The following is a 21,864-nucleotide window of genomic DNA, read 5'->3' as shown; positions in this document are numbered from 1 at the left end:
ACTGCGCTCCATGATCAGAACCCGCATGCTTTTCGCCGCATCTGCAGCCCTTGCTTTGGGCGCATGCCAAACTGTCCCCTCCTTCGATCAGCCAGCGACGAACGCGCCGGCGGCAAGCCAGCCTGGCGTAGTCAGCGCCGCCGATCCCCGCGCCGCAGAGGCGGGTGCGGAAATCCTGCGACAAGGTGGCAGCGCGACCGATGCCGCGATTGCGGTGATGCTCGCGCTGACCGTGGTCGAACCGCAAAGCTCAGGAATTGGCGGCGGCGGGTTTTTCGTGCGCACGAATACCGCTGGCGATCTCATCACCATCGACGGGCGCGAAACCGCACCTGCCGAAGCAGGGCCGGACTGGTTCCTTGGCCCGGATGGTGAACCGCTGGGATACCGCGATGCAGTGATCAGCGGGCGCTCCGTAGGGGTGCCTGGCAACATTGCGCTCGCGGCGTCCGCCCATGAACAATACGGAAAGCTTGAATGGGCAGCCCTGTTCCAGCCCGCAATTCGCCTGGCCCGCGACGGGTGGGCATTGAGCGAGCGCGGCGCCTACTATGTGGAACGGGTCCGCGAACGTGCGGTGCACCAGCCCGAAGGCGAAGCACTGTTCCTCGATGCAGAAGGTAACGTCCTGCCCGTCGGGACTATGCTGACCAATGCAGATCTTGCCGCCACGCTGGAAGCGCTCGCCACCGATGGTCCGGCGCACATGTATGCAGACCGCGCGGGCGAGCTTGCCGCCCATGTCGCAGCGCAAACTCCGGGCGATGCTGCCATGCGGACCAGCGATATCACGGAATACTCCGCCGTGAGCCGGCCTGCCGTGTGCGGCGATTACCGGGAGTATACGATATGCTCGATGGGGCCGCCGTCTTCAGGCGCGACTACCGTGCTGGCGATTCTCGGCCAGCTGGAACGGTTTGATATCGCCGCGATGGGGCCGGAAAGTCATACCGCCTGGCATCTTTTCGCGGAAAGCCAGCGGCTCGCCTATGCCGACCGGGAGGCCTATCTGGCCGATCCCGACTACGTCTCTGTTCCGGCAGGCATAACGGACCCGGCCTATCTCGCTGCGCGCAGTCTGCTGATGGCACCCGGCACCCGTATGACAGCGGTGGAAGCCGGAACGCCTCCCGGCATCGCTCTCGCCCCGCCTGATGGTGATGAGCCGGTTGAAAACGGGACCAGTCATTTTGCCGTCACGGACAGCGCGGGCAATATGGTGTCCTGGACCTCCACCATCGAAGGCCCCTTCGGATCAGGCCTGATGTTCGGCGGGTATTACCTTAACAATGAACTCACCGACTTCAGCTTCCGCCCTGATATTGACGGTGCAGTGGTCGCCAACCGGGTTGAAGGCGGCAAGCGTCCGCGAAGCTCGATGTCACCCACCATCGTCTTCGATGAAAACGGCACGGCGGTACTCGCCATCGGCGCAGCCGGCGGCGGCACGATTCCCGTGCAGGTGGCCAAGGCATTGGTCGGATATATCGACTGGGACCTGACGGCGCAGGATGCGATTTCCCTGCCCATGCTGTATTCTCCCGGAGACACTATAGCCATCGAGGAAGACAATGTCGTTCCCGGCTTGCAGGCGGCATTGGAAGCATTGGGCCATTCTGTTGCCGCACGCGAACTTCCGCTGAAGGCGAATGCCGTGGAATGGCGTGGCGGCCGCTGGATTGGCGCCGCCGATCCCCGCAGCGAAGGCGTGGCGGTCACCCAATAGCGGCGGACTTTGCCCTCATACTTGCCCCCAGACTTGCCCCCAGACTTGCCGGGGAACCCTGCACGCCCTAACTCGCTATGTGATACCAATGCGGCCGGGATCACTCGGCGCAACCCGGAGAGATGTTCGCATGAAGCTGGATGATATCGACAACGCGCAAAACCTCGTCTCGTTGTTCCTGCAGCGAGCCGATCAAAAGGGCGATGCCCCGTTCCTTAGCGCCAAGGTGGACGGCGAATGGACCTCCACTTCCTGGGCAGACGTTGCAAACAAGGTCTGCCTGATGGCGGAAAAACTGCGTGAACTGGGTTTGCGCGATGGCGACCGCGTGGTCATCGTTGCCGAAAATCGTCCCGAATGGTGCATCGCGGATCTTGCCATCATGGCGGCAGGCTGCGTCACAACTCCCGCCTATACGACCAACACCGAACGTGATCACTGCCACATACTTGACGATTCGGGTGCCAGCGCGGTGATCGTGTCCAATACGAAATTAGCCCAGTCGCTGTTTCCGGCGATCATGAAAACGGGGCATGCAAAACATGTGATCGCGATAGAGCCTATTGCGTCCTCGCAGACCGGCTCTTTCGACCTGCATCAATGGGGTGAACTGCTGAACGGCGATGCTGCCGCCGCGCGCAGCGCCGTCGATGCCCGCATCGCAGGCATCCAGCGTGATGACACTGCCTGCATTATCTACACCAGCGGAACCAGCGGGGCACCGCGCGGCGTCATGCAGCCGCATGGAGCAATTTTGTGCAACGTTTCCGGCGCTGCAGAAGTGCTGATCGAAGATTTCGGGATCGAGGACGAACGCTTCCTCTCCTTCCTGCCACTCAGCCATGCGTACGAACATTCCGGCGGCCAATTCCTGCCTATCGGTGTCGGCGCGGAAATCTATTATTCCGAAGGGCTGGAAAAGCTCGCCAGCAATATCGAAGAAGTGCGTCCCACGATCATGGTGGTAGTGCCGCGCCTGTTTGAAGTGCTGCGTACGCGCATCATGAAGCAGGTGAGCAAGCAGGGAAAGTTCGCCAATTACCTGATGGACCGGGCGCTCACCATTGCGCAGAAGGAAAGCGAAAACGGTTCAAAAAGGCTGCGCGACAGGCCTATGGATATGATTCTGGAACGCACATTGCGGCCGAAAATCCGTGCGAAATTCGGTGGTCGGATGAAGGCGATGGTATCAGGCGGCGCTCCGCTCAATCCCGAAGTCGGCTATTTCTTCGAGGCCATGGGGTTAACGATGCTTCAGGGATACGGGCAGACCGAAAGTGGCCCTGTGGTCAGCTGCAACCGTCCGCGCATCGGCCTCAAGATGGATACGGTCGGCCCGCCCCTGCGCGGTGTTGAAGTGAAGATTGCCGAGGATGGCGAGATACTGGTGCGCGGGGAGCTTGTCATGAAAGGCTATTGGCAGCGCCCCGTGGATACGGAAAAAACACTGGTCGAAGGCTGGTTGCACACGGGCGACGTGGGTCACCTTGATGACAAGGGCCGCATCAAGATTACCGACCGCAAGAAGGACATCATCGTCAACGACAAGGGTGACAATGTCGCGCCGCAAAAGCTGGAAGGCATGCTTACGCTGCAACCCGAAATCAGCCAGGCAATGGTGATGGGAGACAAGCGCCCGTATATGACCGCCGTGATTGTACCGGATGCCGAATGGGCATTGGAATGGGCGCGCGCGAACGACGAGAAGTTCGATATGACCACGCTGCAATCGCTTCCCGCCTTCCGCAGCGCGATCAAAGGGGCGATCGACAGGACCAATCACGATCTGTCCGTGGTCGAGAAAATTCGCAAGTTTGAAATGGCTGACGAGCCCTTCTCGGTCGACAACAACCAGATGACGCCGACAATGAAAATTCGCCGTCACCAGATCCGCGAAACTTACGGAGAGCGGATGGACGCGCTGTATTGAGCCGATCCGCGAAACCGGATGAGCCAGTTTTCAACCCGTTGATGGCAGCACCTGGTCTGATCCCGATGTCGATACCAATGTGATCGTGGCCGGGGTGCAAGTCGCGTTTTGGGACGCCGGAGGCAGTTCAGGCTGCCTCGTCCTCCACCTTTTCCGGGAAAAAACCGGGCTCACGCGGTGACCAGGCCGGAGCGGTAGCAGCTGCTTCGCTCAGGCTTTGCAGCAGCATCTTGCGCCGGTCAGGCTGTATATGGGGCAGGGCCGCAGCACCGCAAAAAGCAGCCGGCAGGAATGCCCGCGCCGATGCGCCGAGCAAACGTTCATAAAGGAAGCGATAGGCGGAAAAGCCATCCAGTGTTTCCTGCGCCAAATCCTGCGCGGTAATCCGGATGAGCGCACCCATGAAATCTTCGATCCCGTCGAAACCCTGCTCGGCAGGCACCATTACGCGCAGACGCTTCAGCTCGCGGTAGGCAAGATATTGCGATCGGATCGCCCGCTGATCGTCAGCATTGCGGCTCCAGACCTTAAAGGCATCGCCCCGGCCCATGCCGATATCGAGCGAGCGCTCTATGAATGCGCGTTCGTGTTCTGCAAATCCCGCAAACTCGCGCATTTCGGCAATTGTCAGCGAAGCGGTCTTCGATTTGTGTCCCATGGTGTGGACTCCAGCTATTTCTCAGCCGTTGTCGCGCAGCATGGTTAATTTTGCGTAAGGCCGAATGGCGTTTTCGCCCTTCCGGTCAGATCAGTCCCGCCAGCGGGCTGCTGGGATCGGCATATTTACGGCGGCCCATCCGGCCCGCCAGATAGGCATCCCGTCCCGCCTGCACGGCCAGCTTCATAGCCCGCGCCATGCGAACCGGATCTTTCGCTTCTGCAATCGCGGTGTTCATCAGTACGCCGTCACAGCCCAATTCCATCGCCACTGCAGCGTCAGACGCGGTGCCCACGCCCGCATCAACCAGAACAGGCACATTGGCGCCTTCCACAATCAGGCGGATGGTGACCTGATTCTGGATGCCAAGTCCGCTGCCGATCGGCGCGCCGAGCGGCATGATCGCAACTGCGCCTGCTTCTTCCAGCTGCTTCGCGCCGATGGGATCGTCCACGCAATAGACCATCGGCTTGAAACCCTCTTTCACCAGCACTTCTGTAGCGTGGAGGGTTTCGCGCATGTTGGGATACAGCGTCTTTGCCTCTCCCAGCACTTCCAGCTTCACCAGATCCCAGCCGCCCGCTTCGCGCGCCAACCGCAGTGTGCGGATTGCATCATCGGCGGTGAAGCAGCCCGCTGTATTGGGGAGATAGGTGATCTTCTTCGGATCAATATGGTCCATCAGGACCGGCTGGGTCGGGTCGGAAACATTCACGCGGCGCACGGCCACTGTCACGATTTCAGCCCCGGCAGCTTCCACCGCAGCAGCGTTCTGGGCGAAATCCTTGTATTTTCCCGTGCCGACGATCAGCCGGCTGGTGAAGGTGTGGCCGGCAACTTGCCAAGTGTCGTCATGGTCTGGCTTGGCGGTGATATCTGGATTCTTGGTCATGGGGCGCGCGGTATATCTCGTGTCCGACATAGGCAAGGCCGCAGACGGGGCGGAGAACCAATGAGCAGCAATTCAACCGCCGCCGACGAAGTGCACGATTTCCAGCGCATCCCCATCGCCCAGCGCGACTTCATGCAAAGTGGACCGCGGGGCGATCACGCCGTTATGTTCGACAGCCACCTTCTTCGGATCAAGACCGAGTTCGCGAACAAAATCTGCGATAGTGGCAGCGCTGGTCTGCCGGCTATCGCCATTGACGGTGAGGGAAAAAGGCTGGGTCATTACCAGCGTCACATAAGGCCAGTCAGGCTGCGCGCAAGTTAAGCAGGTGACCGGTGGCGACCAGACCGACGCCGATAACCGTCATCACAGCCTCTTCTGCGCCATGGCCAACAGCAAGCGCGCCGCCCATGAAGCTAAGGCCCATCATAGCAACCACAAAAGGCCCTGCGCGGCGATGACGAATCGCGCCCATACCGATGGCCACCCCGGCAACCACGGTAGCAAGCAGAAGGCCGACCTTGTGAATGGCAGGGTCGAGGAGGAAACCTGCCCCAAGGCCAAGCCCCGCCACGAGCACAAGACCCAGAATGCAATGCAGCACGCACAGTGCTGACAAGAAAATGCCAACACGGTCGAGCTTGCCGCGAATCCATGGGACCATTTGTGCCATGCGGCTCATGTATGTAACTCTATAACATTACGCAAGAGGCGGAATTGCCACACGTCTTAAAACACGTATTTTCTACCGCTTGCGAAATGCCCTGCGAATGCGCAAATCAGGCCGCATGGTTGCACAGGTGAATATCCGCGGCGCAGTTTCCCATTCCGATTCGGTTTCGCGCCCGATCGCGCTCGCCAATTGGCTGTTTTTTGTCGCCGGGCTGGTGCTCATAATGGTTGCTGTTGGCGGCATTACCCGGCTGACCGAAAGCGGATTGTCGATTACCGAGTGGAAGCCGGTTACCGGCGCGCTGCCGCCTCTCAGTGAGGCGGATTGGCTGGCTGAATTCGCACTTTACCAAAACACTGGCGAATACCGCAATGTCACCGGTCCTGCCGGAATGGACCTGGCAGCATTCAAATTCATCTATTTCTGGGAATGGTTCCACCGCCTTCTTGGCCGCATTATCGGTCTGGCCTTTGCGCTTCCGTTAGCGTGGTATTGGATAAAGGGCGCAATCCCTTCCGGTTACAAACCCCGGTTGACCGCGCTGCTGGCGCTTGGCGGACTGCAGGGCGCGTTTGGATGGTTCATGGTCCGGTCCGGCCTCTCTGGCGAGATGACGGATGTTTCCCATTTCTGGCTTTCGATCCATTTGCTGACCGCGTTCATCACGCTTGGCGGCCTCATCTGGACCGCACTTGATCTCCGGCAGCTTGCGGCAGGCAATGTCCGGCCTGCGCGTGTTACGGGCACGGCTGCTTGGGTCGGGGCAGTACTTTTTGTACAATTGTTGCTGGGCGCGTGGGTCGCCGGGCTGAATGCGGGGCTTGCATCTGACAGCTGGCCGCTGATGCAGGGGCGCCTGATGCCCGAAGTCAGCTGGGGCCGCGGCGTGGTTTACACGTTCCTGCATGATCCCTTCTGGCTGCATTTTGTGCACCGCTGGTGGGCCTTTGCCGCAGTGGCTGCATTGGTGGTGATGGCAATACGCATCAAGCCGATAGACCGTCGCGGCGCTATCGCCATCCATGCCGCATACGGCGTGCAGGTCCTGCTGGGGATTGCCACGGTGATAACCGGCGTATCGCTATGGATCGCAGTCGCGCATCAATTGGTCGGGGCGTTACTGGTTGCCGCCTTCGTCCGCGGCGCGCACTTGCTGGGCCGGAAGGGATGAGAAACGGCGCCGTATCGCAGGTAAAGGCCGCCATGATCTGGTGCCCCTTTGGCGATACAGCAACCGCAGAAGCAATTGCCGCCGTACTTGTTGAGGAAGGGCTGGTGGCCTGCGCCAACATTATTCCGGCCATCACTTCGGTATTCCGCTGGCAAGGAGAAGTGCAACGGGCCAGTGAAGCGGGCGCGCTGTTCAAGACAACGCAAAAGCTGCTAGGGCCTGCCGTAGAGAGACTAGTCAGTTTACATCCATATGATACACCAGCCATAATTGGCTGGCACGCGGACCATGCAGCACCGGCCACGCTGGATTGGCTCTCAGCGCAAACCGCGCCGTTGGAGGAATGATGAGCAAAAGTGCATCAGGCGGGACAGACAGGCGCGGCGCCCTTCGGCTCGCGCTTGCTGCAGCTATGGCGCCGGCTTTGGCTACCCGCCAATCGCTCGCACAAACGGTTCCCGGGACGAACCCTGGCGGACTGATCGACCCGCCAAGCCAGCCGATGATTTACCAGCGAACCGTTTCCAGGGAACTCGTCGACGGGAATAGCTTCAGTGTTTCGCGTTTCTTCGCGGTCGAATTCCATCGTTCGGCAAACGGCTTTATGTTGCATGGGCGGCAAAATGACGTGGCGGTAAATGCCCCGCAGGAGCTGGCTTCTTTTGCCTCCTTGGAAAGCGCGCGCGACGAAAGTCACATCTTTCCACTGGCACTGGACGCATTCGGACGGATTTTGTCGCGTGAACATCAAAGACCATCCGAACCGGTCGTGCAGGCCGCAGTAAACCAGACGCTGACAGCCCTGCGTGATAGCGGAATGGCCGAAGAAGATCGCTCCACGTTGCAAGCATTCGCAGCCGCTGTGCACTCGGCAGGGCACCGCATTACGGCGCATTTGCCGATTGATCTGTTTGCTCCGGCAAGCCAGGTTCGGGACGACGAGCAAAGCATTGCCCTGCCCCACGGGGGGCATGGCCGCGTCACAACCCGGTTTCGCGGGGAAATCAATCGCAACACCGGCCTGATGAGCGCGGCTTCGCGCGAGATTACGACCGAAGTCGGAGATGACCGTCGGATCACCAGTGAAAGCTGGAATCTTGCATTGAGCTAACCGCGTTTTGCCTTGCATTTGCCTCGCATTTTCAGGTGAGGTATTATGTTACCTCCTCGCAATCCCCCGCATTTGCTTGACTTGCAGGCCCTTTGGCTACAGATGCGCGCCTTCGCCGGACCCGATAGAGCGATTCTGACGGGCAAATCGGCAAATCATTCGTACACGCATACCAAGGAACGAAAGCCATGAAGGCTCTGAGCAAGACCACCCGGTCGATCAAGCCGGCCGAAGTCGAGAAGAATTGGCATCTGGTTGATGCTGATGGGTTGGTCGTTGGCCGCCTCGCATCGATTATCGCCAATATTCTGCGCGGCAAGCACAAGCCGAGCTTTACACCGCATGTCGATTGCGGCGACCACGTGATCGTCATCAATGCCGACAAGGTGCGTTTCACCGGCAACAAGGCCGGCAAGAAGCATTATTACAAGCACACCGGTTATCCCGGCGGCATCAAGGACATCACCGCAGACAAGGTGCTGGCTGGCCGCTTCCCGGAGCGTGTGCTTGAAAAGGCAGTTGAACGCATGGTTCCAACCGGTCCCTTGGGCCGCGTCCAGATGAAGAACCTGCACCTTTATAATGGCACAGAGCACCCGCATGATGGCCAGAAGCCAACCGTGCTCGACGTTGCCTCGATGAACCGCAAGAACAAGGTGTCCGCATAATGGCTACCGAAGAGAACAATACCGCTACCGATCTCGCCGATCTGAAAGATGTCGTTGGTGATACTCCAGCCGCCGATGCTTCTTCCGAAGGCGAAAGCGAAGCCGTTGCTGTGCCTGCCGCACCGACAATGCCTCTGCGTGAGCAGATCATTGACGCGCAAGGCCGCGCCTACGCTACGGGCCGCCGCAAGGACGCCACCGCTCGCGTTTGGATCAAGCCCGGCACCGGCAAGGTCACCATCAACGGCAAGGAACAGGAAGTGTATTTCGCACGTCCGACACTGCGCCTGGTGATCAACCAGCCCTTCACCATCTCCGAGCGTGAAGGCCAGTATGACGTGGTTGCCACGGTTTCCGGCGGCGGTCTTTCGGGCCAGGCTGGCGCGGTAAAGCACGGCATCAGCCAGGCGCTGACCCGCTATGAACCGGCACTGCGTGCAGTGGTCAAGGCCGCTGGCTTCCTGACGCGCGACAGCCGCGTGGTTGAACGTAAGAAGTATGGCCGTGCCAAGGCACGTCGTAGCTTCCAGTTCAGCAAGCGCTAAAGTTTCTGGAGCCGTTATTCGCTCCTCACCAGTTCCCGCGACGGTGGGAAATGCGAAGGGCGGCCCCCACGAAGGGTCGCCCTTTTCGCGTCTGGACCTAACGGGTTTATGAAATGACCTGATTGTCCGCTGCACCATGCGAAGCGGCTTGGCGAAGCCGCAAACCGGATCAGTGCTGTGTCGCGGGCTCGGCCAGGCCAAGCAACGCATCCACCTCTTCCAGCAGCTGCTCTATTCTCAGCGGCTTGGCGAGATAGCCCTTCGCTCCGGCACGCCGGATTTCGTCTTCGTCACGTTGCCCGGCATAAGCGGTTATCGCCAAAATCGGGATGTGCTGCGTAGCAGGATTACGTCTGATCTTGCGGATCAGCTTGCGGCCCGAAACGTGCGGCAGATGAATATCCATGGTGATAAGGTCGGGCGCAAAACTTTCGACCGCGTCCAGAACGCGCGCGCCATCATCCACGGCCATCATGTCATAGCCGCGTTGCTGGAAGACCGCCTCGTAGAACATGCGGTTCAGGAGATCGTCTTCGACAATGAGTACCTTCGTTGTCACAATCCGGCTGTTACGGCGAAACCATCCTGTGGTCCCATCTCTTGCGGCAGAGCGGCGCGCGAAACCGACAAAACGCCTGGTTTCACGAAGGTTTTCGCGAATTTGCGATCAATGGACCGGAGGATCGGTGCGCGGCACGCGTCCTACAGGGGCGACAGGCTCTCCTGCCTCGCGTGGCGGCATTGCGTCTTCCGGTACATCGTCGATCATCATGTCGGGCGTGTCGATGTTTTCCAGATTGCGCACAGTTACGTGCAAAGTCGCGCCGTCCCACGTCAATTCGTTGAAGCTGGGCGGGGTGGAGCGGATGCGCTGTGAGAGAGTGCCTGCACCGATCATGCGCACAGGTCCGTGCTCGGTTTTCTCCATGATGTCGAAAGCGTCGTGCACATGGCCGGAAAGCACAGCCAGAACTGGCCGCTGCGCCAGCGCCGCCAGCGCCTTTTCGCCATTTCTTGTGAGCGCCGTGCCCTGCGTGCCAGTTTCTCGCAACGGGTGGTGGACCGTCACCAACGCCATTGTGCCTTCGGGCAGAGCATCGATCTGCCGCAGGCAATCGGACAGCGCCCTGTCACTCACCCAGCCCTTCGACCAATTCAACCGCGGCTGTGCCGGCACATTGGTATTGAGCGGAACCAGCGCAAGGCCGGGAAGCTCGATCCGCTTCTCCACCACTTCACGAAACGCCTCGAACCGGCCGAGCGGGTCGAGGTAGCGCGAGGGCAGATGATACCCCGGCAAATCATGATTACCCGGCTCCACCGTCACCGGAACGCTGAGAGCATGTATCCACTTTTCCGCCGCAGCAAATTCGGGAGGCCGTGCGCGCATGGTGAGATCACCCGTGATCGCCACCGCATCTGGCCTGCGTTCGGCAATTTCGCGCTCTACCCAGGCAAGTGCAGATTTGTCCTCTAGCCCGAAGTGAATGTCGGACAGGTGAAAAAGGAGCTTGTTCTGGGCCATTGTTCCACTCGCTAGCAGCTTGGCATCGGACAGCGCCAGCGCAAAGCCCGCCTTTACTGGCGGTTCTTGATGATCAGCCAGGCTGCGCCGCCGTTGACTGCCGAATAGGCGAGATAGACCCACATCCACACGGAATGACCCGCATTCACACCATACAGCGCTGCACACAGCAGCACGAATTCCAGTGACATGCTGGACCAGCGAATCATCTGGCGGTGTTCCGGCAGCATATCGCTAACCATGCGGTGCCCGCTTCCCAAGACCGCAGAATGCCATGCAAAATTACCGATGCCGAGGAGGAAGGTTATTACGAGAGCCATAGTGATTGCAATTCTGCCCGACCCCAAGCGCCGCTGCAAATACGCAATTCGCACCGCTTGTCGTTCGTCAGTTGCAAAACGCTGTTCGTCGGGTTTGGGAATCGCTGGTCGAGCCTTTTGCACCGCAAGTCGAGCCCTTGCAGCGCGCAGATGCGATTCGGCCTAGAGCATTAATCGCACCGCAGCCGTTCCAGTCCCACCGGCTGTGGTGCCACCCTCCCACGGGACTGGGAGAGGAAACCAGGAGGACAAACCACCATGAAATTTTTGCAGAAGTCATTCGTCATGGCCGCCACACTCGCAGTTTCTGGCCTTACGTTCACCTCCGCAGTTGCCGCTGCCGAAGTGCAGGAGCGCGCTGCGAGCGTCACCTACACCGATCTTGATCTTTCGACCGAGGAAGGCGTTGCCGAGCTGGAGGACCGGATTGATCGCGCAGCACGGCAGGTGTGCGAGCTGGACGACAGGCAAGTCGGTTCCCGCATCCGGGATCGCAATGCCCGCGAGTGCTACGAGGAAGCGAAGAGCAACTTCGAGCAGCGTTTGAGCGGCGTTATTCGCGAAGAGCGATCGGAAGGCTGACGCCGGCCACAATCAGGCCAATCAGGCCCGACCCCCAAAGGGCGTCCTTGTCGGGCGCCCTTTTCTATTGTGATCCTGTTTCGCAAAACTGATGGCTTAGCGTCCGGCCATCGCTTTCACTTGTTTGAGATATGTGCGTCCAATGCGCAGTTCTTCACCATCTTCCAGCTCAGCGCACCAGACGCCAAGTCCTTCGTGCCTCAGCCCGCGAATGAAATCGCGGCGCAGGATGGTTGAACGGTGGATGCGGATGAACTTCTCCGGATCCAGCTTCTCTTCAAGACCCGCAATCGTCTGGAGCAGCAGGTAACTCGTTTCCCCCACATGCAGCCGGACATAATCGCGCTCTGCATCGATGCGGAATACCTGACCGGCTTCGATCCGCAGCAATTCAGACCGGTGCGGCACCCAGAATTCCGCAAGCCACGGACTTTGTTCTTCGCCGGTATTCTCGTTGCCGTTACGCCTTGCAAAGGCGCGTTCAATGGCGCGTTCGAGCCGGTCCGACGCGACCGGTTTGAGCACATAGTCTATCGCTTCGAGGTCGAATGCCTCGACTGCGAAATTTTCGTGTGCAGTAACAAAAATCACGGCAGGCTGCGGGTCCTGTGTGCGGGCGGCCTCTGCTACTTGCAGGCCGTCCATGCCTGGCATGGTCATATCAAGCAGCAGCAGATCAGGCGAAAGCTTTTCCGCCAGCCGCAGGGCCGATTCGCCATCACTTGCCGTCCCGATCACCGTCAGTTGCGGAATTTCGGCGCACAAGACTTGCATTCGTTCGATTGCAAGCGGCTCATCATCGACGATCAGCGTGCGCAGTGTATCGGCCGGATTGTCATTCATGCTGCAGCGGCCTTGCGAATGCGTACCAGGGGCAGGCGCAGATGCGTGGCATAACCTGCCTCTGCATGGCCCGACACAACTGTTGCGTCTTTGCCAAACCGCGCCTCCAGCCGTTCATGAACATTGTTGAGGCCAATGCCGAAGCCGGGGCGAATATCGTCGCGGGTGGCTGCTGACATGCCATTGTCCGAAACAGTCACCAGCAAGCGGCCATATTCCTCGCGCGCGGAAAGCGTGATCGTTACCTGGCCAGAAGACGGCGCAACTGCGTGCTTCACCGAATTTTCAATCAGCGGCTGCAGGATCATGCCAGGTATCAAAGCATCTTCCAGATCTGCAGGAATTTCGTAATTCGCGACAAGGCGAAGCGGGAAACGCACCGTTTCGATATCCAGATAAAGCCGCTGCAGAGCGATTTCCTCACCCAGCGTCACATCCGATGTCGGATCGTCAGCAAGGCTGCGGCGATAAAAGGTGCTGATCATGTGGATCATCTTTTCCGCAGCCTGCGTCTTGCCGGTCAACACAAGGGCAGACAGTGAATTGAGCGTGTTGAACAGAAAGTGGGGGTTTACCTGATAGCGCAAGGATCGCAGTTCGGATGCCTTGGCGGCATTGCGAAACTGCTGCTCGCGCCGTTCTGCCGTGCGGGCCTTCTCCCCGGTCAGCAGCGCCAGATACAGGGCGCACCACGCCAGCATGATGAAATATCGGCTGAAAGTAATCTCGATGATCTGTTCACGCGTGCCCATCACGACGAGCTGCGAGAGATCCTGCAGCATATCACCGTCGACCTCTTCGGCCGCAACGCCGCGCGTCTGGGCAAATTCCTGGATAACCCTGTCGTCCAGCGCAGCTTGCAAATCAGCAAAAACCACGCGGTTTGCCTGCGCGCTCAGCAACGCTGCAGGGATCGCGAACAGCAATGCCACAGTGATCTTCACCCACAGCGGACGCATGTCGAAAGGGCGCAGCACAATCCACAGACCAAGCGTGATGAATACGCTTAGCCCGGTGGAAATGGCGCGCCGCGCAAACATCTCCTCGGCAAATTCCATACCGAGCAGGTCCGCCCGCAAGGTCATCAGCACGAGATACGTCGCCCACAGTCCAACGACCGAGGCAAGAACGACCTTGAACGAAACGCGTGCGACCCGCTTTTCGGATTCTGTCTTTTCCATCGTGCCTGTTTACGCGCTCAAAACGGCGGCAACCAGCCCCGCATCCGGTTTCGGTCGAAATCGATATACTGCTGGTCGATGAATCAGCGCGATTGGGCGCTGATTCGCGGGCGATCACGCCTTCAGCAAGCCTTCCTCGCGAATCTTTTCGCGCCAATGGAGCGGGGCGAGTGTGTGGACATTATTGCCTTCGGAATCGACGGCGACTGTCACCGGCATGTCTTTCACGGTGAATTCGTAAATCGCTTCCATGCCCAGTTCTTCGAACGCGACCACCTTGGCCTCCTTGATTGCGCGGGCCACCAGATAGGCCGCGCCGCCGGTGGCCATCAAATATGCGACCTTGAACCGGCTGATGACTTCGACGGCATCGGCGCCGCGCTCCGCCTTGCCGATCATGGCTAGCAAGCCGAGATCGAGCATCATTTCGGTGAATTTGTCCATCCGTGTGGCGGTAGTCGGGCCAGCGGGGCCAACGACTTCGCCCATCACCGGATCAACCGGGCCGACGTAATAAATGGCACGGCCTTTGAATTCGACCGGCAGTTCCTCGCCGCGCTCTAGCATATCGTGGATACGCTTATGCGCCGCATCGCGTCCGGTCAGCATGCCGCCGCTGAGCAGCAGACGGTCGCCATGTTTCCAGCTTGCGACTATTTCTGGTGTCAAATGATCAAGATCGACGCGCTTTGCCTCTGCGTCAGGCTCCCAATGCACGTCCGGCCATTTGTCCAGATCGGGCTGCGGCAGATAGGCAGGTCCGCTGCCGTCCATCGTCAGGTGAGCATGGCGCGTTGCCGCGCAATTGGGGATCATCGCCACCGGCTTGCCTGCAGCGTGGCACGGCCAGTCGTAGATTTTCACATCGAGCACGGTGGAAAGCCCACCAAGCCCCTGCGCACCGACACCTTGCGCGTTCACCGCGTCAAAAATGTCGATCCGCAATTGCTCGATGTCCGTCTCTGCCCCGCGCGCTTTCAGCTGTGCCATATCGATCGGGTCCATCAACGATTGCTTGGCAAGCTTCATGCAATGTTCTGCCGTGCCGCCAATGCCGATGCCCAGCATTCCCGGCGGGCACCAGCCAGCACCCATGGAGGGGATCTGCTCCACCACCCAATCGACGATATTGTCGCTCGGGTTCATCATCTTGAATTTGCTTTTGTTTTCGCTGCCGCCGCCCTTGGCCGCGACATCGATGCTGATCGTGTCCCCCGGCACCATTTCCACACTCAGTACACACGGAGTATTGTCGCGGGTGTTGCGGCGGGTGAAGGCAGGATCGGCCAGAATGCTCGCGCGCAGCTTGTTTTCTGTGTTGTTGTAGGCGCGCCGCACGCCTTCATCGACAACCTCCTGGAGACTGGACGACGATTCCAAACGGCAGTTTTGGCCCCATTTGATGAACACGTTGACGATACCCGTGTCCTGACAGATCGGGCGGTGGCCCTCTGCGCACATGCGGCTGTTCGTCAGGATTTGCGCAATCGCATCCTTCGCCGCCGGGCCTTGCTCCGCCTTGTAGGCTTCGCCCAGCGCGAGGATGTAATCCATCGGATGATAGTAGGAGATATATTGCAGCGCGTCGGCGACGGTCTCGATCAGGTCTGCTTCGCGGATCGTTATCATATCGCTCCCCATATCTTTCATCGTCTCAATACTCCTGTTCGTCGATCCGCCCATAGGCTTTTGGCCCGCCTTGGGTCAAAGCCCTTGGCGATCAGCCTAGCAAGTTCTAAGGCTTAGGCCGCCCCAGACAGACGAGAGTTTACCCTGTGATTTCCGATCCGCTTGATGCCGCCGAAGCCGCAAACCTGACCCACGACCGCGCCCGCCGCGCGATGATCGACAGCCAATTGCGCACCAGCGGCGTGAACGAACCCTTCGTGCTCAAACGCATGGCCGCTGTTCCGCGTGAGCAATTTGTGCCCGCCTCCAGCAGCGGCAAGGCCTATATGGATCGCGCCATACGCCTTGAAAACGGCGGCTGGCTGCCTGCGCCGCTGGTGCAGGGAAAGATGCTGGAAGAGGCCAACCCTTCGGGGATCGAGCATGCAATCGTCGTCGATGGCGGCTCCGGCTACCTGGCTGAACTGTTGCGCCCGCTGGTGGCGGAGCTGACGGTCATTTCGCCCGAAGAAGCTGTTGGCACTGGCCGCAAGGGAAAAGGCGCAAACCTGCTGGTTATTGATGGCGCGGTGGAAGAAATCCCCGCAAAGCTGGCTGGACGGCTGGCTGACGGGGCACGCGTCGTGACAGGCCTTGTTGGTAACGGCGTGACACGCGTGGCGGTGGGCCGCAAGACAGCCAGCGGCATCTCGCTGATGCCTGTGTTCGATACCGGCATCCCGCAGTTGCATGCATTCGATACACCGAAGGGCTGGAGCTTCTGATCATGTATGCGCGGCGCTCCCTTTTCGGATTGCTGGCGGGAGTGTGTCTCGTGGCAACCCCGGCCGGCGCCGAAACTCTGAAGGAAGCATTGACCCGCGCCTATATCGACAATCCCACACTAGCCGCGGCCCGCGCGCAGCAACGCGCCACCGATGAAAACGTGGTGATCCAGCGAGCGCAACGCTTGCCCTCAGCCAGCGCATCGGGTTCCTATCTGGAGCTTATAGAGCAAAGCACCCCTTCGGTCGTGTCGCCGTCACGGATTTTCAGCGGCGGTGTTGATCTGTCAGTCCCGCTGTATCGTGGTGGAGCGGTGCGCAATGGCATTCTCGCCGCGGAAACCCGTGTCGAAGCAGGGCGTGCGGATTTGCGCGGTACCGAAAGCGCGATTTTCACGCAGGTCGTTGCAGCCTATATGGATGTCATCCTGAATGAAGCGCTGGTCGGCCTTGCGTCGAACAATGTCGATGTTCTGTCCATCAATCTGGAGGCAACCAGTGACCGGTTCCAGATTGGCGACCTGACCCGCACCGATGTAGCGCAGTCCGAAAGCAGGTTGGCACTGGCTCGCAGCGATTTGCGCAGCACGCAGGCCAATCTTGTCGCAGCGCGGGAAAATTACATCGCGCTTACGGGCGACGCGCCAAACGATTTGCAGGCACCCCCGCCGTTGCCAGGGCTGCCAACGAGCCCGGACATGGCCGTCGATGTCGCGCTGGAGCACAATCCTGATTTGATCGCTGCACGCGAACGCGCGGATGCTGCCGGATTTGATATCAGGGTTGCCGGTGCAGGCCGTCTGCCAACCATAAGCGCATTTACCGGTGCCGATTACACCAACTACCTTGGCACGCTTGGTGCCGGCATCAATTCCGGGACCGACGTTACCGCTGGTGTTTCGGTATCCATCCCGCTGTTTCAGGGAGGCCGCGTCGCCGCACAGCAGCGTCAGGCGACCGCGCAGGCACAGGCCGCACTCGAAACGATGATCGCGGCAGAACGCAACGTTATTTCGCAAGTTCGCGCAGCCTATTCCAGCTGGCGCGCCGCCAACGCCATTATCGCTTCAAGTGAAACGGCCGTGGACGCGGCATCGCTCGGTCTCGAAGGCGTGCGCGCGGAAAATACCGTGGGCAATCGCACTATCTTGGATATTCTGGATGCACAGCAGGAATTGCTGCGCGCGCAGGTGCAATTGGTGACAGCGCGGCGCAACGCCTATGTTGCCGGATTCTCCCTGCTTGCAGCGATGGGCAAGGCAGAAGCGCGCGATCTCGGGCTTGGCGATGAAGGCGTGCTTTATGACCCGGCGGAAAATTATGGCCGGGTGGAAAACATTATCTGGGACTGGCAGCGCGATCCCGATCCTGTCGTTCAAAGCTCACGCACCGTTGACATACCGGCGCCAGACGGGGAAATCCCTGTTACGGATTTCACGAGTGATTCACCAAACGGTCCAACGGGGGATTGAATGCGGCAAGAAGGCGAACCGTCGGTCGAGGAGATTCTCGAATCGATCAAGCGGGTGATTGAACGGGACAGCCGCGATGCTGTTCAGTCTGTTGCTCGGCGGGCGCCTGAAGCCAGTGCATTCCCGATGGATCCGGTTGATGATGCAGAGGCGGACGAGATTCTCGACCTTGGCGAAGCAGGACTGCCGCTTTCTGATGACGAGGATGAAGGTCCCGAATCGGAAACGCTGACCAATGTTCATGCAGCTGATGCGATGCGCCAGTCCCTTGCTGCACTCGCCATGCTGTCCGAGCCTCCTGCAAGACCGCAAATCGTTCGCTCCGGAGAAACCTCTCTGGAAGGCATGGTCCGCGAGATGCTTCGTCCAATGCTCGCCCAGTGGCTCGATGCGCATTTGCCTAATATGGTGGAACGGCTGGTAAAGGCCGAAATTGCCCGAATTGCCGGCAAGAAGCGCTGACGCAGGCTGATTTACCGATGGGCACCAGGCCTAAAGAAATCTCCAAGCCTAAAGAAATTTCCAAGGCTGAATCCGCACTCGCCAAAATTGGCGGCGGGGCGATTGATCGTCACATCTTCCTGTGTGGGATTTCCGATAAACAAAAGTGCTGCAAGCGGGACGAAGGCGAGAAGGCCTGGAAATACCTCAAGCGCCGCCTGAAAGAACTGGGGCTTGTCAGTCCGAAAAAGCCCGGCGGCGAAGTCATCATGCGCACCAAGGCCGATTGCCTGCAGATTTGTGAAGCCGGGCCGATCGCTGTGGTTTGGCCAGACCGTGTCTGGTATCATTCATGCAATGAAGACGTGCTTGAACGGATAATTCAGGAACATCTGATTGGCGGAAATCCGGTGGCCGATTTCCGTCTTTATCCGCAGGCCTAGTCGCGCTTGCGCCAATCCGTCTGGGGATTGCTCGGGCCCAGATCATCAAGCGAATTGTCGACCGATTCATCATGGCCGGTGCCGCTGGACAGAAACACCAAACCCATCAGCGCACTCATCAACAACATCGAAAATCCGATGCCAAGAGCCGTTGCAATGAAGAAGTGAGGAGAGACATCCTCCACTTCCTTGTAAATAATCACCATGGCGATGATCACCACACCCATGGTGAGACCGAACATGAATCGCATCAATCGCTTGTAACGCGCCCAGGCGAAAGCTGCGTTTTCAGGATCGTCGAGAGGTGAAGGGCGTGCCATAAGCATTGCTAATGAACGTCAGCGACTTGTCTGGCAACGGTACTTGGTCTGTGATTTGCCGGGACTCGGCATTTCGTGGCACAATCCCGGGGCTCGGCGGATAGATCGGCATGGTTTCGCGATGAACAGGGGAGAAGCGCTATGACAATTAAAAGCCTGATGGAGGGCCAGACCCACAAAGTTGTCTCCTGCTCGCCAGACGACAGCTTTCAACACGGCGCCGCCTTGATGGCCGAATACCGTATCGGCGCATTGCCGGTGATGGAAGGCGAGCGGGTCGTCGGAGTCTTTTCCGAACGCGACGTGCTGTATTGCGTGGCGAAGGAAGGCGGCGAAGTCCTGAACCGCAGAATCAGCGAAGTCATGACGTCGCCCGCTATCACCATTACCACGGATGAAAGGATCCTGACCGCGCTTTCCATGATGACCCGGCGCCGGATTCGTCACCTTCCCGTGGTGGACGGCGACACAATGATCGGGTTCGTTTCCATCGGCGATCTGGTGAAATACCGGATGGACCGGATCGAGGAAGAGGCGCAGGCGATGCGCGAATATATAACGACTGCTTGAGCAAGCGCGCGCCGCACCCTACATTGCTGTCATGGCCAATTCTCTCACTCTAAGCCCCGCCGCAGCGACGCGTATTGCGAAAATCGCCGAAAAGCAGGGCAAGCCCGCTGTTTTGCGGCTTTCTGTCGAAGGCGGTGGCTGTTCCGGCTTCCAGTACAAATTCGACTTGGGGGAGCCAGAGGCAGAGGATGTGATCAGTGAAACCGGCGATGTGAAGCTGGTGGTCGATCCTGTCAGCCTAGATCTGGTGGCCGGAAGCACTGTTGATTTTGTTGAATCACTGGGCGGCGCGGCATTCAGGGTCGAAAACCCGAACGCTGCTGCTGGTTGTGGTTGCGGTTCTTCGTTCGGCATCTAAGGTCCGCTGATGCGGATCGCCAGTTTCAACATCAACGGTATCAAGGCGCGGCTGCCGCGCCTGAAAGAATGGCTGGTGGAAACCCGCCCTGCTGTCGCCTGCCTGCAGGAAATCAAAACGCAGGACGAAGGTTTTCCCGAAGCTGAATTTACCGACATCGGCTATCATGCCATCTGGCACGGGCAAAAAAGCTTCAACGGTGTCGCTATCCTGACCGATGGTGAGGCGGCGCAGGACCCTTCCAAAGGTTTGCCGGGCGATCCGGATGATGAGCAGGCGCGTTTTATCGAATGCACCTTTCGCGGCGTACGGGTGATCAATCTATACCTGCCCAACGGCAATCCGCAGCCGGGGCCGAAGTTCGATTACAAGCTGGCATGGATGAAGCGGCTGCGGGCGCGCTTGCTTGATTTGCGGGACCGTGAAATTCCCGCTGTGGTGGTGGGCGATTTCAATGTCATCCCGGAAGACCGCGACGTGTGGTCTGTAAACGCCATGGCCAACGATGCGCTGATGCAGCCCGAATCGCGTGCCGCCTATTCGCGTATCCTCAACGATGGTTGGACAGATGCGCTGGGCACGCTCAATCCGCGCGGCGGCGTGTGGACATATTGGGATTATCAGGCCGGTGCCTGGCAGCGTGACCACGGCTTCCGTATCGACCATATGCTGCTGTCACCCGATTGCGCCGACCGGCTGATCGCTGCGGGCGTCGACAAACAGCACCGCGGCCGTGAAAGGGCCAGCGATCACGCCCCAGTCTGGGTCGAAATCAGGGATTAGGTTGCATGTGCGCTCGCCCAGCGGGGCCGAGCGCACAGCACGATCACCGGTAAAAGATGTGGCTGTCGATCTGTGCGCGCATCGTCATACGGCGGGCCCAGCTCGGGCGGACATAATTCGCATGGAAATACAGCGAATCATCGACAGGCGATTCCCACAGATCACGGTGGGCGATGCGGGCAATTGCCTTGGCGCGGTCCCACGCGGCAGATCCGGTATTGGGCTGCGGAATATTGCCTCCGCGCACGAAGGAAAATTGTGAACGCTGGGTGACGACGGAACAATAATCGTCCGGGAAAGTCCGGCTGTCTGCGCGGTTGATGATAACGCGCGCCACGGCCAGCTGGCCATCTAGCGGTTCACCGCGCGATTCGAAATAGACGGCCTGTGCAAGGCACATCAACTCACGCGGCAATTCGCCATCGGTGTCGATAGCGCGAACCAGTTCACGTAAGGATGCTGCGCTTGGCGCTTCGGCTTCTTCCACCACAGTTTCTGCTGGGATGTCCTGCACCACTTCGCTGGCGACAAACCTGACTTGCGGCTGCGCGGCGTTCTGTGATGCCTGAAGTTCGGTCTGGACCGTTTGAGCTTCGTTCAGCTCCGCCCGGTCCTGGGCTATAGCACCGCTGCCTGCGGCTGCGAAAGAGCCGGCGAACAGCAATGTTGCCAGGGCGAATGCCCCGGCACGTTTGGTTGTAATCTTCATTGATCCCGTAAACTCACGGCGGTGAGACTTCTTGCAGGTCTGCGGTTGCGGTGCTTTTTCTTGCGCCGCTCCTTTACCGCTGCCCGTCCAAAGGGAACCTGCAGAATATCTCCCCGACTGCGCGCTGCCGATCACCGCCGCATTGCGGTGCCTGACAACCTACGCTTTCCGGAAAGTTGGGGGTCAGATAGTCGTGGGAGCTTTCAAGTCAATTGTTGCAGTGCACAATTCCGATGAACCGTTCCGCATTTGCGATGTCCAGCTCCAGAATCCAGAGATCGCTGTCCTGACGCTGTCTGCGCGCCAAATATTCGGCAAATTCCTGTGGATTTTCAGTGTCTTGTGACTTGGAAAGCACCCAATCACGCGTCCCGTCCAACTGCGGCATTCTTTCGTATGCGCGCAACTTTGTACCATTTTCGCAGCATATTACGATCAATGTGCCAGCATCGCGCTCACCCTTCGCAATGACTGTCGCGAAGCCACCCTGGGCCTGCACTGCGCGGATCAGGCCGGAAACTTCGAGATGGGCGGGGAGTCTGTCGTCCAT

General features: G+C 59.2%; 28 protein-coding genes. 15 read left to right on the top strand and 13 right to left on the bottom strand.

The genetic code is table 11. The annotated features are described in order from the left end of the window. Positions 1–10: 10 nt before the first annotated feature. Both AB731_RS02305 and AB731_RS02300 read left to right on the top strand, forming a co-directional pair. Positions 11–1,726: a gamma-glutamyltransferase family protein gene (locus tag AB731_RS02305; RefSeq protein ID WP_047092580.1), complete on the top strand. Its 1,716-nt coding sequence runs from the start codon at positions 11–13 to the stop codon at positions 1,724–1,726. Positions 1,727–1,856: 130 nt separating this feature from the next. After that, positions 1,857–3,656, top strand: coding sequence for an AMP-dependent synthetase/ligase (locus tag AB731_RS02300; RefSeq protein ID WP_047092581.1), 1,800 nt, complete (start codon positions 1,857–1,859; stop codon positions 3,654–3,656). 127 nt (positions 3,657–3,783) lie between these two features. Here AB731_RS02300 and AB731_RS02295 read toward each other — a convergent pair whose 3' ends face one another. The 4 genes from AB731_RS02295 to AB731_RS02280 all read right to left on the bottom strand — a co-directional run bounded on the left by AB731_RS02295 (position 3,784) and on the right by AB731_RS02280 (position 5,879). After that, positions 3,784–4,314, bottom strand: a complete 531-nt coding sequence (locus AB731_RS02295) for a hypothetical protein (RefSeq protein ID WP_047092582.1) — start codon at positions 4,312–4,314, stop codon at positions 3,784–3,786. Between the two features lie 85 nt (positions 4,315–4,399). Then, entirely contained in the window at positions 4,400–5,206 is an 807-nt protein-coding gene (locus tag AB731_RS02290; protein ID WP_047092583.1) for a thiazole synthase, read from the bottom strand. Positions 5,207–5,278: 72 nt separating this feature from the next. Further along, positions 5,279–5,488 (bottom strand): sulfur carrier protein ThiS, encoded by a 210-nt coding sequence (gene thiS / locus AB731_RS02285; RefSeq protein WP_047092584.1) that lies wholly within the window; start codon positions 5,486–5,488, stop codon positions 5,279–5,281. Positions 5,489–5,510: 22 nt separating this feature from the next. Beyond that, a complete protein-coding gene (locus AB731_RS02280; RefSeq protein WP_047093139.1) occupies positions 5,511–5,879 on the bottom strand; it encodes a MerC domain-containing protein in 369 nt (122 codons plus the stop codon). Between the two features lie 115 nt (positions 5,880–5,994). Between AB731_RS02280 and AB731_RS02275 the strand changes: the two genes are divergently transcribed. From AB731_RS02275 to rpsI, 5 genes are all read left to right on the top strand, one after another. Next, positions 5,995–7,050 carry a COX15/CtaA family protein gene (locus tag AB731_RS02275; RefSeq protein ID WP_047093140.1) on the top strand — a complete coding sequence of 352 codons (1,056 nt, stop codon included), beginning with the start codon at positions 5,995–5,997 and terminating at the stop codon, positions 7,048–7,050. After that, positions 7,047–7,397 (top strand): divalent-cation tolerance protein CutA, encoded by a 351-nt coding sequence (gene cutA, locus AB731_RS02270; protein WP_047092585.1) that lies wholly within the window; start codon positions 7,047–7,049, stop codon positions 7,395–7,397. The genes AB731_RS02275 and cutA overlap by 4 nt, the downstream gene beginning before the upstream one ends. Beyond that, a complete protein-coding gene (locus AB731_RS02265; protein ID WP_162199460.1) occupies positions 7,394–8,161 on the top strand; it encodes a hypothetical protein in 768 nt (255 codons plus the stop codon). Before cutA ends, AB731_RS02265 begins: the two co-directional genes overlap by 4 nt. Before the next feature lie 188 nt (positions 8,162–8,349). Then, the gene (gene rplM, locus AB731_RS02260; RefSeq protein WP_047092587.1) at positions 8,350–8,829 is read left to right on the top strand and encodes a 50S ribosomal protein L13; all 480 of its coding nucleotides are present in this window, start codon (positions 8,350–8,352) and stop codon (positions 8,827–8,829) included. After that, positions 8,829–9,374: a 30S ribosomal protein S9 gene (rpsI, locus tag AB731_RS02255; RefSeq protein ID WP_047310185.1), complete on the top strand. Its 546-nt coding sequence runs from the start codon at positions 8,829–8,831 to the stop codon at positions 9,372–9,374. The genes rplM and rpsI overlap by 1 nt, the downstream gene beginning before the upstream one ends. Before the next feature lie 169 nt (positions 9,375–9,543). Here rpsI and AB731_RS02250 read toward each other — a convergent pair whose 3' ends face one another. The 3 genes from AB731_RS02250 to AB731_RS02240 form a co-directional block, all read right to left on the bottom strand. Next, positions 9,544–9,933 (bottom strand): response regulator, encoded by a 390-nt coding sequence (locus tag AB731_RS02250; protein ID WP_052768898.1) that lies wholly within the window; start codon positions 9,931–9,933, stop codon positions 9,544–9,546. Positions 9,934–10,041: 108 nt separating this feature from the next. Further along, positions 10,042–10,899, bottom strand: a complete 858-nt coding sequence (locus tag AB731_RS02245; RefSeq protein WP_047092588.1) for a metallophosphoesterase family protein — start codon at positions 10,897–10,899, stop codon at positions 10,042–10,044. A 53-nt stretch (positions 10,900–10,952) separates the two neighbouring features. Then, positions 10,953–11,219: a hypothetical protein gene (locus AB731_RS02240; protein WP_047092589.1), complete on the bottom strand. Its 267-nt coding sequence runs from the start codon at positions 11,217–11,219 to the stop codon at positions 10,953–10,955. A 258-nt stretch (positions 11,220–11,477) separates the two neighbouring features. Here AB731_RS02240 and AB731_RS02235 point away from each other — a divergent pair, with 258 nt between their 5' ends. Then, the gene (locus tag AB731_RS02235) at positions 11,478–11,801 is read left to right on the top strand and encodes a UrcA family protein (RefSeq protein WP_052768899.1); all 324 of its coding nucleotides are present in this window, start codon (positions 11,478–11,480) and stop codon (positions 11,799–11,801) included. Positions 11,802–11,897: 96 nt separating this feature from the next. Here the strand turns inward: AB731_RS02235 and AB731_RS02230 are convergent, their stop codons facing one another. The 3 genes from AB731_RS02230 to AB731_RS02220 form a co-directional block, all read right to left on the bottom strand. Next, on the bottom strand, positions 11,898–12,644 hold the full coding sequence (locus AB731_RS02230) for a LytR/AlgR family response regulator transcription factor (protein ID WP_047092590.1): 747 nt from the start codon (positions 12,642–12,644) through the stop codon (positions 11,898–11,900). Next, complete coding sequence (locus AB731_RS02225; protein WP_047092591.1) at positions 12,641–13,825, bottom strand: sensor histidine kinase; 1,185 nt, start codon at positions 13,823–13,825, stop codon at positions 12,641–12,643. The genes AB731_RS02230 and AB731_RS02225 overlap by 4 nt, the downstream gene beginning before the upstream one ends. 114 nt (positions 13,826–13,939) lie before the next feature. Then, positions 13,940–15,454 carry a fumarate hydratase gene (locus AB731_RS02220; RefSeq protein WP_173425742.1) on the bottom strand — a complete coding sequence of 505 codons (1,515 nt, stop codon included), beginning with the start codon at positions 15,452–15,454 and terminating at the stop codon, positions 13,940–13,942. 146 nt (positions 15,455–15,600) lie between these two features. On the opposite strand from AB731_RS02220, the gene AB731_RS02215 reads away from it, so the two are divergent. Genes AB731_RS02215 through AB731_RS02200 form a run of 4 tightly spaced genes read left to right on the top strand, consistent with a single transcriptional unit; the run spans position 15,601 to position 18,574 of the window. Beyond that, a complete protein-coding gene (locus AB731_RS02215; protein ID WP_231638806.1) occupies positions 15,601–16,218 on the top strand; it encodes a protein-L-isoaspartate O-methyltransferase family protein in 618 nt (205 codons plus the stop codon). A gap of 2 nt (positions 16,219–16,220) precedes the next feature. Then, complete coding sequence (locus AB731_RS02210) at positions 16,221–17,690, top strand: TolC family outer membrane protein (protein ID WP_047092593.1); 1,470 nt, start codon at positions 16,221–16,223, stop codon at positions 17,688–17,690. Beyond that, positions 17,691–18,152 carry a DUF2497 domain-containing protein gene (locus AB731_RS02205; RefSeq protein ID WP_047092594.1) on the top strand — a complete coding sequence of 154 codons (462 nt, stop codon included), beginning with the start codon at positions 17,691–17,693 and terminating at the stop codon, positions 18,150–18,152. A 17-nt stretch (positions 18,153–18,169) separates the two neighbouring features. Then, a complete protein-coding gene (locus tag AB731_RS02200) occupies positions 18,170–18,574 on the top strand; it encodes a (2Fe-2S) ferredoxin domain-containing protein (RefSeq protein ID WP_231638805.1) in 405 nt (134 codons plus the stop codon). Here the strand turns inward: AB731_RS02200 and AB731_RS02195 are convergent. Beyond that, on the bottom strand, positions 18,571–18,894 hold the full coding sequence (locus AB731_RS02195; RefSeq protein WP_047092595.1) for a hypothetical protein: 324 nt from the start codon (positions 18,892–18,894) through the stop codon (positions 18,571–18,573). The genes AB731_RS02200 and AB731_RS02195 overlap by 4 nt on opposite strands. Before the next feature lie 141 nt (positions 18,895–19,035). Between AB731_RS02195 and AB731_RS02190 the strand changes: the two genes are divergently transcribed. The 3 genes from AB731_RS02190 to xth are packed head-to-tail and all read left to right on the top strand — an operon-like array spanning position 19,036 to position 20,605. Then, a complete protein-coding gene (locus AB731_RS02190) occupies positions 19,036–19,464 on the top strand; it encodes a CBS domain-containing protein (RefSeq protein WP_047092596.1) in 429 nt (142 codons plus the stop codon). Positions 19,465–19,495: 31 nt separating this feature from the next. Further along, the gene (locus AB731_RS02185) at positions 19,496–19,822 is read left to right on the top strand and encodes a HesB/IscA family protein (RefSeq protein WP_047092597.1); all 327 of its coding nucleotides are present in this window, start codon (positions 19,496–19,498) and stop codon (positions 19,820–19,822) included. Between the two features lie 9 nt (positions 19,823–19,831). Continuing rightward, positions 19,832–20,605: an exodeoxyribonuclease III gene (gene xth, locus AB731_RS02180; protein WP_047092598.1), complete on the top strand. Its 774-nt coding sequence runs from the start codon at positions 19,832–19,834 to the stop codon at positions 20,603–20,605. Positions 20,606–20,648: 43 nt separating this feature from the next. On the opposite strand, the gene AB731_RS02175 is transcribed toward xth, so the two are convergent. Both AB731_RS02175 and AB731_RS02170 read right to left on the bottom strand, forming a co-directional pair. Then, positions 20,649–21,314 (bottom strand): cell wall hydrolase, encoded by a 666-nt coding sequence (locus AB731_RS02175; protein WP_047092599.1) that lies wholly within the window; start codon positions 21,312–21,314, stop codon positions 20,649–20,651. Between the two features lie 208 nt (positions 21,315–21,522). Next, positions 21,523–21,864 carry a DUF1491 family protein gene (locus AB731_RS02170; protein WP_047093146.1) on the bottom strand — a complete coding sequence of 114 codons (342 nt, stop codon included), beginning with the start codon at positions 21,862–21,864 and terminating at the stop codon, positions 21,523–21,525.

Origin of the sequence: Aurantiacibacter marinus (genome assembly GCF_001021555.1) — a bacterium.
GTDB lineage: Bacteria > Pseudomonadota > Alphaproteobacteria > Sphingomonadales > Sphingomonadaceae > Alteraurantiacibacter > Alteraurantiacibacter marinus.
The sequence above is the reverse complement of the archived record's forward strand: the minus strand, read 5'-3'. Positions and strand labels throughout refer to the sequence as shown.